Raw genomic sequence first — 12,531 nt, 5'->3', positions numbered from 1 at the left:
TCGGCATTTGTCAGGCGAGGTCCTGCACAGGTGCGACCAAACGCCACGGCGCGCAATCCAGAGCAGCTCGCCATCATGGGCTGGCCTTTTTTCTGCATGCAGAAAAACCGTCACGTCCAACCCGCATCATCCGGTCGAGCCGACCTAAGGAAGCATCATCGTGAAAATCAACTGGGCCGAAAAACTGCGGCAGAGCGTGCATGAACTGGCCGAGTCCCTGGGCAATCTGTTCGTCGAGACCTTTCATTACCTGGCGCTGTTCGCCATCGGTGCGGTGACCGCGTGGGCAGCGGTGATGGAGTTTCTCGGGATGATCGAAGAGGGGCACATCAAGATCGATGACATCCTGCTGCTGTTCATCTACCTGGAGCTGGGGGCGATGGTCGGGATTTACTTCAAGACCAACCATATGCCCGTGCGCTTCCTGATCTACGTGGCGATCACCGCGCTGACGCGGCTGCTGATTTCCAATGTTTCGCACCACAACCCGCCGGACCTGGGGATCATTTACCTGTGCGGGGGGATCCTGCTGTTGGCGTTTGCGATTCTGGTGGTGCGTTACGCTTCGTCGCAATTTCCCTCAGTGAAGATCGAAAACCCGCAACGCAAGACCGGCGCGGGTTCCAGTGAGCATCCAGAGGTCGAGAAAGGCGAAATCTAGAGCCCGAGCGTGGGACGCAGCCGCCCTTTGAGAGGAGGGGGCGGCAACGCCGGTCCGCTGCCGGTGGTCATGGCTTCGAGGATGGCCACGGCGCTGTGGCCCTGTTCGATGGCAATGCCGAATTGAATGCTTTGAACCAGGCGCTTGAGGCGTTGGGGGTCATTGCGTTGTTCGGCGCTGATCATGCGTTTGGCCACCACGCGTCCACTGTTGGAAAGGGTCAGCATGATGCTGCCGTCCAGGCCCTGAATGCTCAGGTTGATCTGGTAATCCGCTGCAAAGGCATCGGTAATGAGCTGGAAAGGGTTGTCCATGATGCGTCACCGCCTGATTGAACGTGCAGTTGTTGACCGGCCGTGATCAGGTTGGTTCGCAACGCCAGACCATCGGCCATCTCGCCATCATTGTTCCAACTGGGAAGTAGCAAGGCCCATGCCGGAAAAATTGTCGGACAAAAAACAGGTTCTGTAGGAGCGAGCCTGCTCGCGATGGTCGTCAACGATAACGCGTAAACCCAGACACCCCACGGTGCCTTCTGGTTTTTCGCGAGCAAGCTCGCTCCTACAGGGAACCGCGTTTTCTGCACGTTTCAGGGCAATAACGGCGGGCGTGCAACCAAAACGGTCAGCACTCCACCCAGTTCACCGCCAGACCGCCTCGTGACGTCTCTTTGTATTTGTCGTGCATGTCGGCTCCGGTATCGCGCATGGTGCGGATCACCCGGTCCAGGGAAATGAAGTGTTTGCCGTCGCCGCGCAGGGCCATTTGCGTGGCGTTGATGGCTTTCACGGCGGCGATTGCATTGCGTTCGATGCATGGCACTTGTACCAGTCCGCCCACCGGGTCGCAGGTGAGGCCGAGGTTGTGTTCCAGACCGATTTCAGCGGCGTTTTCCAACTGTTCCGGGCTGGCGCCCAGTACCTCTGCCAGGCCTGCGGCGGCCATGGCGCAGGCGGAACCGACTTCGCCCTGGCAACCGACTTCGGCCCCCGAGATCGATGCGTTTTTCTTGCACAGGATGCCAACAGCGGCTGCACCCAGGAAGAACGCGACCACGTCGTCGTCAGACGCATCGGCATTGAATTTCATGTAGTAGTGCAGCACCGCCGGGATGATGCCCGCTGCGCCGTTGGTCGGCGCCGTGACCATGCGCCCGCCTGCCGCGTTTTCTTCGTTCACGGCAAGGGCGTACAGGTTGACCCATTCCATCGCCGACAAGGTGGAGGTGATGACATTCGGCCTGCCGATTTCCTGCAGGCTGCGATGCAGTTTCGCTGCTCGACGTGGAACATTCAGGCCGCCGGGCAGGATGCCTTCGTGACGCAAGCCCTGCTCGACGCATTCGCGCATCACCGACCAGATGTGCAACAGGCCCTCGCGGATCTCGGCATCCCCACGCCATGCCCGTTCGTTGGCCATCATCAGTTCACTGACCCGCAGCCCGTGTTTGTTGCACAGCTTGAGCAGTTCGGCGGCGCTGGAGAAATCGTAAGGCAGCACCACATCGCCGGCCGGTGCGATCCCGGACTCGGCTTCGGCCGCTTCGATGATGAAACCGCCGCCCACCGAGTAATAGGTTTGCTCGAACAGCTCGCCGGTTTCACTGAATGCCGTCAGGGACATGGCATTGGGGTGGTAGGGCAGGCTCTCGTCAAGCAGCAGGAGATCGCGTCGCCAGTCGAAGGCAATGTCCGCAACGCCTGCCAGACGCAATTTCCCGGTTTCGCGCAGGGTGTGAATGCGACTGTCGATGGTGGTGGGATCGATGCTGTCGGGCCATTCGCCCATCAGGCCCATGATGCAGGCGCGGTCCGTCGCGTGACCGACACCGGTCGCCGACAGAGAGCCGTAAAGGCGAATCTCCACGCGTCGCACGTCCGTCAGAAAACCCTGTTCGAGCAGTTGTTGAGCGAAGGTCGCGGCGGCGCGCATCGGACCGACGGTATGGGAGCTGGACGGGCCGATGCCGACTTTGAAGAGATCGAAAACACTGATAGCCATGCTAAAGCCTATGCAAGCAATGGAAGAGGAATCGCCGCCATTTTTGTAGGACAAGCGCTATATCGGCGATACTGCCCGCCACGGTCCTACGTGACCAACGAAATTTCCTAAGACATCCTTTAGCAGGACTAAACGATGAGCCGTCAATTACATGCCCAGACCTATGTCTGGCTGAACGTGTTTGCCTGTGCCGCGCGGCACCTGTCGTTTACCCGTTGCGCTGAAGAACTGCACATCACGCCGGGGGCGGTCAGCCAGCAGATCCGCCAGTTGGAAGAGCGCCTGGGCTTTCGCCTGTTTCACCGCCGTGCCCGTGGCGTGGAACTGAGCGCCGAGGGCCAGCGCCTGGCCATTACCGTCAACGAGGCCTTTGGCAGTATCGACGCGGAATTGCGGCGACTGGATGCGGGCATGATTAGCGGGATTCTGCGGGTGCGTTCGATTCCGTCGTTCCTGAGCAAATGGCTGACGCCGCGCCTGCCGCGTTTGCAGCAGCGTTTTCCGGACATTCAGTTGCGCCTGGTGGCCGAGGACAGCAGCGTGCCGTTGCATGAAGGCGACTTCGACCTGGCGATCGACCTGAACGACGGCAGCTACCCGGGCCTGTTATCCACAGCCTTGCTGGATGAACAGATTTTTCCGGTGTGCGCGCCGAGCCTGCTACGGGGGCGGCCGCCGCTGCACGGTCCGGCAGACCTGATGCACTTTCCGTTGTTGCACGACATCACCGCCTGGCGCGGCAGCTACGAATATGCGGAATGGGAGTTTTACCTCAACGCCATCGGCTTCGAAGGGGCCGATGTGCGACGCGGGCATACCTTCAATCGCAATCACCTGACCATCGAAGCGGCCATCGCCGGGATGGGCGTGGCGATTGCCCGACGAACGCTGCTCAATGATGAGCTGGAACGTGGGGCGCTGATCGTGCCGTTTGGCCTGGCGGTGCCCAATCACAAGCGCTACATGCTGCTTTACGCGCCGGGGGCATTGAGCCATCCGGGTGTGCGCGCGGTGCACGATTGGTTGGTGGAGGAAGCGGGGGTTTTTCGCAGCCTGCACCCGTTGGGGGAGCAGCAAATGTGAGCAATTGTTACGCAAGAGCAGGGCGACCCAACTCCCGACCTTAACAGCGCTTTTACCGGTTGTCCGGCTTTTTTTGCGATTGAACATTTATCTTTTTTTAGGGGTTGAATTGTTCAGCGTACAGACCGATTGTGTAACCAAGAGGTCACGGTGATGACGCCCAAGGGCTTAGCTGACCGGCCTCTCGCGAGCTAGCTGAAATAAGGGATGAACTATGCAAATCCAAGTCAATAGCGATAACCATATTCAAGGCAGTAAACGACTGGAGGAGTGGGTACGTACGACCATTGAGAGCACGCTCGAACGCTACGAAGAGGACCTGACACGCGTCGAGGTTCACCTGCGGGACGAGAACGGCGACAAGCCGGGTCCCCACGACATGCGCTGCCAGCTGGAGGCGCGGCCAAAAGGCCATCAACCGGTTTCCGTCACCCATAAGGCCTCCACCATGGAGCAGGCGATCGACGGAGCAGCCACCAAACTTGAACATGCGCTGGAGCATATGTTCGGTAAATTACGCGGCAAACGAGCAAATGTGGTGCCCATCGAGAGTGGCGCCCATGCCGACCAGCTGCTGGAAGAAGAGTTTCTGGAAAACGAACAGGCGGCGCTTAACGGCTGACCTGATTCACTTTTTACCTTCCCATGAGAACGGGCCTGCATTGCAGGCCCGTTTTCGTTTCGGTGGCTTTTGGATTCCATGGTCGTTGGCATGGGCTGTGGGGACAGCCAGGTTTGCGGTGAACCAACGGGCGAGATAGGGGCAGCACCCGTTCTTTTGCATATGAGAATATTTATCATTAATATTGCGACCTTGCCGGCCCCCCTGACGCTGTTGTGGTCTCCCCGGTCTCCAGGTCGAAACTTGAACAATGATGACTCTCCCACCCGACCCCCACGATATCGAGCGTGATCAACAGCGCGGCGACCGTGCGCATTTTCTCCAGGTGTTTCTCTCCCAGCGTTCGCAAATGGAAGCGCTGGTAAATCGGCGTGTCGGCTGCAGCGCGACGGCGGCGGACCTCGTTCAGGACTTGTTCCTGCGTTTCTGGCGGCGGCCGTTGGTGCAAGTCGAGGAACTCAGTACCTACCTGTTGCGCTGCGCCGGCAACATCGCCATTGATCATTTGCGCAGTGAAGGCACCCGGGTGCGGGCCAGCGAAGGCATGCTGGTGGAATCTTCGGACAGCCATGGCAGCGGACCACAAGCGGCGCTGGAGGCGGGCAACGATCTGCGCCACGTCGAAAGCGCATTGCGCGCGTTACCGCAGCGCACGCGGCAGATCTTTTTGCTCAATCGCATTCATGGCCGTAAATACGCCGAGATCGCCAAGGCCATGGGCTTGTCCCAAAGTGCCGTGGAAAAACATATGATGCGCGCCCTCGAAGCCTGCAAGGCCAGCCTTCGGGAACCCGAACCGCGTACGGCAGGGAAAGCACCGTGAACCACTTCGAACGCGTCACCCCGACCCCCGCTCAGGAACAGGCAGCGCTGGCCTGGCTAAGTCTGTTGCATAACCAGCCCAGCAGTGCTGATCAGGCGACTTTCAGTCATTGGTTGCAGGCCGATCCCGCCCATGCCGAGGCCTATGCCCGGGCGCAGGTCTTGTGGGAGCTGAGCGAAGGACCGGCGCGCACGCTGGCCGATGAAGATGCCCCGGCCTTGCAGAGCTATCTCGACGCCATGGACAAGTCTCGTCGCAGCACGGTCGGGCGCTGGTCCGGTGCGCTGGCGATGGCGGCGTGTCTGCTGTTGATGGTCAGTCTCGGTACAGGCTGGCAGCCCTCGCGCTGGATCGATGACTTGGGTGCGGACTTCGTCTCGGCACCGGGGGAAATCCGCACCGTCACTCTGGCCGATCAGTCACAGGTGACACTGGATGCCGACAGTGCCATCGCCGTGGATTTCAGTCGCGGCGAGCGGCATGTGCAACTGCGTCGCGGCGCCGGGTTTTTCAGTGTTACACACACCGGTGAGCCGTTTGTGGTGGACGCCGAGAAAGGCCGGGCGCGCGTCCTGGGCACGCAGTTCGAAGTCCGTTTGCAACCCCACGGTGCACAGGTCACGGTGCTGTCCGGGCGAGTCGGCGTGACGGCGGACCAGGATGCCGAACAGCAAATCCTCACCGCCGGCCAGCAAGTTGCCTACGGCGATGGCACGGCGCAAAAGCTCCACGCGGTGGACAGCGAAGCGCAGTTGGCCTGGCGCCAGGGCTGGCTCAATTACTACAAGGCGACGCTGGCCGATGTGGTGCGGGATCTGGGGCGCTATTACCCCGGACGGATCGTGTTGCTCAACGATGAACTGGCGGCACGCCGGGTCAGTGGTAGCTTCCCGAGCAGGAACCCGCAGGCGGTGTTGAGTTCTTTGCAGGGGGTGTTGGGGTTTGAGCAGCATCAGGTGTTGGGGCATCTGATTATTTTGCGTTGAAGCTTGCGGCCTCTTCGCGGGCAAGCCCGCTCCCACAGGTACTGAGTCGGTCACACTATTAGGACAACACACAACCCTGTGGGAGCGAGCCTGCTCGCGAAGAGGCCAGTTCAAACACCACATCACCCTGAATAAAAAATATTTTCAAATTGTTGTGAGGTAAACCCGATCGTCATCCGTGTAGTGACTGAAACTGCGAGTCATTCGCATCCGTTGCGGTTCTACACAGGTCATGAGTCATGAAGTCCAGGGCAAAATCGGGTTCGGTCAAACAATGGTTGGGTGTGTCTGCGTTGAGCTTTTCAGCATCGGCGTTGTTGCCGCTTGGCCTGGTGCTGGCCGCAGAGACGGGCAGCACTCAGCCGCGTGCGCAGTTCAGTTTCTCGCTGGCCGCCAAACCGTTGCCCCAGGCACTGAGTGATTTCAGCCGGGTAACCGGCATCAGCGTCGTCTATACCGATGAAGCGCCGTACGGCCTCAATGCGCCGGCGGTCAATGGCCAGATGAGCGCCGAACAAGCCCTGCAACGTCTGCTCACCGGCTCGGGATTGACGTTCCGCCGCACCGACGGCCATACCATGGCGCTGGAACCGCGGCTGACTGAAGGTGCGTTGACACTGGGCGCGACCACTATCACCTCGGTGATGGATGAGTCCATGAGCTACCAGCCGCCACCGACCTCTTCGGTGATGCGCTCTTCGGCCCCGATTCAGGACATCCCGCAGACCATCAATGTCGTCCCCGCCCAGGTGATCCGCGATCAGGCACCGCGCAATCTCGATGACGCCCTGGCCAACGTCAGCGGCATCACCCAGGCCAATACCCTGGGCAGCACCCAGGACTCGGTGATGGTTCGCGGTTTTGGCGACAACCGTAACGGCTCGATTATGCGCGACGGCATGCCGATCGTGCAGGGCCGTGGCCTCAACGCCAGTGTGGATCGGGTCGAAGTGCTCAAGGGGCCGGCGTCGTTGCTCTACGGCATCCAGGATCCGGGTGGCGTGGTCAACATGGTCAGCAAGAAGCCCGAACTTGAGCAATTCAACGCACTGACCGCGCGCGGTTCGAGCTATGGCGACGGCAAGAACGGCAGCGGCGGCACTTTCGACAGCACCGGCGCCCTCGGCGATTCCGGGCTGGCCTACCGCATGGTGCTGGACTACGAAGACGAAGATTACTGGCGCAACTTCGGCGTGCATCGTGAAAGCCTGATTGCGCCGTCGCTGGCCTGGTACGGCGAAAGCACCAAGCTGCTGTTCGCCTATGAGCACCGCGAATTCCTCACGCCGTTCGACCGTGGCACGCTGATCGACCCACGGACCAACCACCCGCTGGACATCTCGCGCAACGAGCGTCTCGACGAGCCGTTCAACAACATGGAAGGGCGTTCGGATCTCTATCATTTCGAGGCCGATCACGAACTCAATGACAACTGGAAAGCCCATTTCGGCTACAGCTGGAACCGCGAAACCTACGACGCCAGCCAGGTGCGCGTGACCGCCATCGACACCAAAAAAGGCACCCTGACCCGCAGCATGGACGGCACGCAGAACGCGATCAGCACCGACCGATTCACCACCGTCAGCCTCGAAGGCAATGTGAATGTGCTCGGCCTGCAGCACGACCTGCTGTTCGGCATCGACGACGAATACCGCAAGATCTATCGCGAAGACCTGATCCGCCAGAAAAGCCGTACCAACTTCAGCTACGTGAACCCGATCTATGGCCAGGAAGTAGCGGGCACCACTGTCAGCGCTCCCGACAGCGCGCAGACCGATGAGCTGCGCAGCGATTCGGCCTTCCTGCAGGATTCCATCCACCTCAACGAGCAATGGATTCTGGTGGCCGGCGCGCGTTTCCAGATGTACGACCAGTACGCCGGCAAAGGCGTGCCGTTCCACGCCAACACCGACAGCAACGGGCAGAAATGGGTGCCGCGCGCGGGCCTTGTGTACAAGTACACCGATACCTTGTCGTTCTACGGCAGCTACACAGAATCGTTCAAACCCAACTCGACCATCGCACCGTTGAGCGGCAGCAGTACCGTGCTTGACGGCGGCATCGCGCCGGAAGAAGCCAAGTCCTGGGAGTTGGGGGCCAAGCTTGATCTGCCGGGCCGCGTCACCGGCAACATCGCGTTGTTCGACATCAAGAAGCGCAATGTGCTGGTGGCCAACGCCGAAGGCCCGACCACGATCTACAGCGCCGCCGGCGAAGTGCGCTCCCGTGGCCTGGAAGTGGACTTGAGCGGGCAGCTCACCGATCGCTGGAGCATGATCGGCAGTTACGCCTACACCGATGCCGAAGTCACCGAAGACCCGGTTTACAAGGGTAATCAACTGCAAAATGTGGCGAAGAACAGCGGCTCGTTGTCGGCGGTCTATGACTTCGGCACCGTCATTGGCGGTGATCAGCTGCGGGTCGGCGCCGGGGCGCGTTATGTGGGGGAGCGCGCGGGCAACGCGGTGAACGATTTCGACTTGCCGAGCTACACCGTGGCCGATGCGTTCGCCACCTACGACACCCAGGTCGACGGGCAGAGGGTCAAGTTCCAGCTCAACGTGAAGAACCTGTTCGACCGCACCTACTACACCTCGGCGGCGAGCCGGTTCTTTGTGTCCATGGGCGATTCGCGGCAGGTGACGCTGTCCAGCACCCTGGAGTTCTGACGACAGTCACTGAACCTGTGGGAGCGGGCTTGCCCGCGATGGCGGCAGTACAGGCGATAAATAATCGGACTTAGCGCAAAAACGCCTGTCGATACTCCCCGGGTGTTGCGCCCAAAGCCTGGCGAAAGCGGTTGGTGAAGTGGCTGGCACTGGAGAAGCCGCAAGCCAGCGCAATCTCCCCCAGTGGCTGCGAGGTCGTGCGCAGCAATTCCCGCGCCCGGTTCAGGCGCCGCGCCAGCAGGTACTGGTGGGGCGGCAAGCCGAGGCTCTCGCGGAACATCCGCGCGAAGTGGTACTCCGACAACGCGCACAACGCCGCCAACTGACCAAGGCTGATGGCCTGGTCCAGATGGCTGTCGATGTATTCCACCAGATGCCGGCGCTGATGCGCGGCCAATCCACCTTTGAGGCGCAGGCCTTGCCGGGCGTTGACCTGGCTGAGCAGGGCATGGCTGAGCAGTTCGTGGGCCAGGCTGCTGGTCAGCAGACGCTCGCCCGGCTCGTCCCAGTTCAAGCGGATCAACTGCCGAAAGCGCAGCGCCTGCTGCGGGTCATCGAGAAAGGTCTGCTCGCGCAGCTGCATTTCCCGTGGTTCGCGATCAAGCAGGGTGACGCAGCCGAGGGCAAATTGTTCGGGGCTGAAGTACAGGTGTGCCAGACGGATGTCGCCGTTGATCACCCAGCCTGACTGGTGGTCGGCCGGCAGGATGCACAGTTTGTCCGGGCCGCCCTTGTTGCCGGGCTGACCGCGACGGAAGGTGCCGGTGCCGCCGGCTATGTAACAGGACAATGTGTGGTGGCTGGGCGCCTCGTATTCCCGGGCGTCGTGGTGATTGCTCCACAAAGCGGCAGACATGCCGTCACCCAGTTCGGCGCTGTGCTCCAGACGAGCATTCGGCGAGCTGTTGAGGGCTTGAAAGACTTGTAGGGTATCCAGTGCAGCCATGATCGTTGCTCTCTAACACCAGCATCCAACGCCCTGCATGCTACTCCGTAGACGTGCGCCTGCCAGCCCATCGCGAGACAAAAGCGCAAGTTTATGCAAGTGCCCCAAGGCGTGACGCCGGACACTGGGCGCCTATCGAGGAGCCTTTGTCATGAACCTTTCTTTGTACCTGCTGACCGTGCTGATCTGGGGCACCACCTGGATTGCCTTGAAATGGCAACTGGGCGTGGTGGCGATTCCCGTGTCGATCGTCTATCGCTTCGGCCTCGCCGCGCTGGTGCTGTTCGTGATCCTGTTGCTCAGTCGGCGCCTGCAAGTGATGAACCGTCGTGGGCACTTGATTTGCCTGGCTCAGGGCCTGTGCCTGTTCTGCGTCAACTTCATGTGCTTCCTTACCGCGAGCCAGTGGATCCCCAGCGGTCTGGTGGCCGTCGTGTTTTCCACCGCCACCCTGTGGAATGCCCTCAACGCGCGAGTGTTCTTCGGCCAGAGAATCGCCCGCAACGTGCTGATGGGCGGTGCGCTGGGTTTGCTTGGGCTGGGCTTGCTGTTCTGGCCGGAGCTGGCCGGGCATACCGCCAGCCCGGAAACCTTGCTCGGCCTTGGTCTGGCCCTGTGCGGCACCTTGTGTTTCTCGGCGGGCAACATGCTCTCAAGCCTGCAACAGAAGGCCGGTCTCAAGCCGCTGACCACCAATGCCTGGGGCATGGCCTACGGGGCGGCGATGCTCTCGGTGTGGTGCCTGGTCAAAGGTATTCCCTTCGATATTGAAATGAGCGCGCGTTACATCGGCTCACTGTTGTACCTGGTGATTCCCGGGTCGGTGATCGGTTTCACCGCCTATCTCACACTGGTCGGCCGCATGGGGCCTGAACGGGCGGCGTACTGCACCGTGCTGTTTCCGGTGGTGGCGCTCAACGTGTCGGCGTTTGCCGAGGGCTATCAATGGACAGTACCGGCGTTGTTGGGGCTGGTGTTGGTGATGTCGGGGAACGTACTGGTGTTTCGCAAACCGAAAGTGCCGCAGGTATTGGGCAACGGCAAGCTGGCCTGAGGGCGCATCGAGTGCTGAGTAATTCAGTGCTCGATTTTTATCGCGATGTATATCAATAGCGGAAAGATGAAATCAACAATGTACCCAGCCCTGTCATTGTAGTTCCAGGTTTTCGACTCATCCATGTTGAACCATTCGGTGCCGATTGTTTGAAAGCCGAAGTAATAAAGAAATATGGCAATCAATAATCCAATGAGTGCAGGTTTTTTAGCTTCGTGAAACTGTTCCTGGCTGGCGTTGATGTTTTTGTAAAGATAATAGGTTCCGAGGAGGCAGCTTAGGGTGTAGACCACTTCCAGTGTGATGATCAGCCAGTAAATGCGGTGGTGAAGTAGGGTGGAAGTAATAGCCCTGTGTCTGTATTTGTTTTGATCATTGGTAGTGTCCATGCTCAGGATGTGGCTAATGTATTCATAGTTGGTAGAGTAGTCCGTGAAATTGTTATACAGCATCAGTAGTCCGAAGAGGCTTATAAACAGCGTCAGTAAGACTTTGCTGAGTCGAATGACGTGATTGGTTGTGAGTGGGTTCAAGTTGGTGATCTCCGTTGTTGATCCCGTAGTTCCAGGGTAAACAAGGAGAGTCTATCTCGCAGTTTTGTTATTTGGCTGCTGACTGAGTTGCAGAGTGTGTATTCAGAAAGTTGTTTGATTGTTTGAGCGTGCTTTATTTATTAAGCGGGCAGGCGCGTGTAACGCCTGCCCGTTTAGTTCAACCCTTCCAGACTTGCGGGTTGACCAGGTCCTGCGGGCGCTCGCCCAACAGGGCGCTGCGCAAGTTGGCCAAGGCACGGTTGGCCATGGCATCGCGGGTCTCATGGGTGGCCGAGCCGATGTGCGGCAAGGTCACGGCATTGTTCAGTTGGAACAGCGGCGACTCGGCCAGCGGTTCTTTTTCGTACACGTCCAGCCCGGCTCCACGAATGCGCTTGTTTTGCAGCGCTTCGATCAGCGCCGGTTCATCCACCACCGGGCCACGGGCGATGTTCACCAGTATCGCGCTCGGCTTCATCAGCGCCAGTTCGCGATGGCTGATCAAGTGTCTGGTTTTCTCGCTGAGCGGCACCACCAGGCAGACGAAATCAGCTTCGGCCAGCAATTGATCGAGGCTGCGAAACTGCGCGCCGAGTTCCTGCTCCAGTCCGGTCTTGCGACTGTTGCCGCTGTAGATGATCGGCATGTTGAATCCCAGTCGACCGCGTCGGGCGATGGCCGCACCGATGTTGCCCATGCCGACGATGCCCAGGGTCTTGCCATGCACATCGCAACCGAATAGCTGCGCACCGACAGTGGCCTGCCATTGTCCGGCCTTGGTCCAGGCATCCAGTTCGGCGACGCGGCGCGCGCTACTCATCAATAGCGCGAACGCCAGGTCGGCGGTGCTTTCGGTGAGCACGTCCGGCGTGTTGGTCAGCATGATCCCGCGTTCGTTGAAGTAGGCCAGGTCATAGTTGTCGTAGCCCACCGAGACGCTGGACACCACTTCCAGCCTGGCGGCGTTTTCCAATTGGGCGCGGCCGAGTTTGCGACCAACGCCGATCAGGCCGTGGGCGTGGGGCAGGGCTTCGTTGAACTGGGCGTTGATATCGCCGTTTTTCGGATTCGGCACGATGACGTCGAAATCCTGTTGCAGGCGTTCGACCATTGCCGGGGTGACGCGGCTGAAGGCCAGGACAGTCTTTTTCAT

Annotated in this window: 12 protein-coding genes; 7 read left to right on the top strand and 5 right to left on the bottom strand. The window is 59.9% G+C overall.

Going from position 1 to position 12,531, the window contains the following annotated elements; genetic code table 11:
* Window positions 1-160 precede the first annotated feature (160 nt).
* Window positions 161-661 carry a phosphate-starvation-inducible protein PsiE gene (locus KW841_RS23990; protein WP_007970338.1) on the top strand — a complete coding sequence of 167 codons (501 nt, stop codon included), beginning with the start codon at window positions 161-163 and terminating at the stop codon, window positions 659-661.
* Here KW841_RS23990 and KW841_RS23985 read toward each other — a convergent pair.
* Both KW841_RS23985 and KW841_RS23980 read right to left on the bottom strand, forming a co-directional pair.
* Window positions 658-975, bottom strand: coding sequence for a DUF3509 domain-containing protein (locus tag KW841_RS23985; RefSeq protein WP_104450985.1), 318 nt, complete (start codon window positions 973-975; stop codon window positions 658-660). The genes KW841_RS23990 and KW841_RS23985 overlap by 4 nt on opposite strands.
* Window positions 976-1,285: 310 nt before the next feature.
* A complete protein-coding gene (locus tag KW841_RS23980) occupies window positions 1,286-2,662 on the bottom strand; it encodes an L-serine ammonia-lyase (RefSeq protein ID WP_218480055.1) in 1,377 nt (458 codons plus the stop codon).
* A 135-nt stretch (window positions 2,663-2,797) separates the two neighbouring features.
* Here KW841_RS23980 and KW841_RS23975 point away from each other — a divergent pair, with 135 nt between their 5' ends.
* From KW841_RS23975 to KW841_RS23955, 5 genes are all read left to right on the top strand, one after another.
* Window positions 2,798-3,745, top strand: coding sequence for a LysR substrate-binding domain-containing protein (locus KW841_RS23975; RefSeq protein ID WP_007970343.1), 948 nt, complete (start codon window positions 2,798-2,800; stop codon window positions 3,743-3,745).
* Window positions 3,746-3,959: 214 nt separating this feature from the next.
* Window positions 3,960-4,367, top strand: a complete 408-nt coding sequence (locus KW841_RS23970; RefSeq protein WP_007970346.1) for an HPF/RaiA family ribosome-associated protein — start codon at window positions 3,960-3,962, stop codon at window positions 4,365-4,367.
* A gap of 250 nt (window positions 4,368-4,617) precedes the next feature.
* Window positions 4,618-5,190 carry an RNA polymerase sigma factor gene (locus KW841_RS23965; RefSeq protein WP_218480054.1) on the top strand — a complete coding sequence of 191 codons (573 nt, stop codon included), beginning with the start codon at window positions 4,618-4,620 and terminating at the stop codon, window positions 5,188-5,190.
* A complete protein-coding gene (locus KW841_RS23960) occupies window positions 5,187-6,176 on the top strand; it encodes a FecR family protein (RefSeq protein WP_218480053.1) in 990 nt (329 codons plus the stop codon). Before KW841_RS23965 ends, KW841_RS23960 begins: the two co-directional genes overlap by 4 nt.
* 239 nt (window positions 6,177-6,415) lie before the next feature.
* Window positions 6,416-8,845: a TonB-dependent receptor gene (locus KW841_RS23955; RefSeq protein ID WP_218480052.1), complete on the top strand. Its 2,430-nt coding sequence runs from the start codon at window positions 6,416-6,418 to the stop codon at window positions 8,843-8,845.
* A gap of 70 nt (window positions 8,846-8,915) precedes the next feature.
* On the opposite strand, the gene KW841_RS23950 is transcribed toward KW841_RS23955, so the two are convergent.
* Window positions 8,916-9,791 (bottom strand): helix-turn-helix domain-containing protein, encoded by an 876-nt coding sequence (locus KW841_RS23950; protein ID WP_218480051.1) that lies wholly within the window; start codon window positions 9,789-9,791, stop codon window positions 8,916-8,918.
* 151 nt (window positions 9,792-9,942) lie between these two features.
* On the opposite strand from KW841_RS23950, the gene KW841_RS23945 reads away from it, so the two are divergent.
* On the top strand, window positions 9,943-10,845 hold the full coding sequence (locus KW841_RS23945) for a DMT family transporter (RefSeq protein WP_007970356.1): 903 nt from the start codon (window positions 9,943-9,945) through the stop codon (window positions 10,843-10,845).
* A gap of 23 nt (window positions 10,846-10,868) precedes the next feature.
* On the opposite strand, the gene KW841_RS23940 is transcribed toward KW841_RS23945, so the two are convergent.
* Together KW841_RS23940 and KW841_RS23935 are read right to left on the bottom strand one after the other, a co-directional pair.
* Window positions 10,869-11,378 (bottom strand): DUF2165 family protein, encoded by a 510-nt coding sequence (locus KW841_RS23940; protein WP_218480050.1) that lies wholly within the window; start codon window positions 11,376-11,378, stop codon window positions 10,869-10,871.
* A 178-nt stretch (window positions 11,379-11,556) separates the two neighbouring features.
* Complete coding sequence (locus tag KW841_RS23935) at window positions 11,557-12,531, bottom strand: D-glycerate dehydrogenase (protein WP_218480049.1); 975 nt, start codon at window positions 12,529-12,531, stop codon at window positions 11,557-11,559.

The sequence above is a fragment of the Pseudomonas sp. PDM28 genome, from assembly GCF_019219115.1.
Taxonomy (GTDB): domain Bacteria; phylum Pseudomonadota; class Gammaproteobacteria; order Pseudomonadales; family Pseudomonadaceae; genus Aquipseudomonas; species Aquipseudomonas laurylsulfatiphila.
The sequence above is the reverse complement of the archived record's forward strand: the minus strand, read 5'-3'. Positions and strand labels throughout refer to the sequence as shown.

Bases quoted from the DNA above. Each gene is read 5' to 3' on its own strand.
- KW841_RS23950 (WP_218480051.1), bottom strand. From the start codon at position 9,791: ATGGCTGCACTGGATACCCTACAAGTCTTTCAAGCCCTCAACAGCTCG.
- KW841_RS23935 (WP_218480049.1), bottom strand. From the start codon at position 12,531: ATGAAAAAGACTGTCCTGGCCTTCAGCCGCGTCACCCCGGCAATGGTC.
- KW841_RS23985 (WP_104450985.1), bottom strand. From the start codon at position 975: ATGGACAACCCTTTCCAGCTCATTACCGATGCCTTTGCAGCGGATTAC.
- KW841_RS23945 (WP_007970356.1), top strand. From the start codon at position 9,943: ATGAACCTTTCTTTGTACCTGCTGACCGTGCTGATCTGGGGCACCACC.
- KW841_RS23970 (WP_007970346.1), top strand. From the start codon at position 3,960: ATGCAAATCCAAGTCAATAGCGATAACCATATTCAAGGCAGTAAACGA.
- KW841_RS23955 (WP_218480052.1), top strand. From the start codon at position 6,416: ATGAAGTCCAGGGCAAAATCGGGTTCGGTCAAACAATGGTTGGGTGTG.
- KW841_RS23980 (WP_218480055.1), bottom strand. From the start codon at position 2,662: ATGGCTATCAGTGTTTTCGATCTCTTCAAAGTCGGCATCGGCCCGTCC.
- KW841_RS23965 (WP_218480054.1), top strand. From the start codon at position 4,618: ATGATGACTCTCCCACCCGACCCCCACGATATCGAGCGTGATCAACAG.
- KW841_RS23975 (WP_007970343.1), top strand. From the start codon at position 2,798: ATGAGCCGTCAATTACATGCCCAGACCTATGTCTGGCTGAACGTGTTT.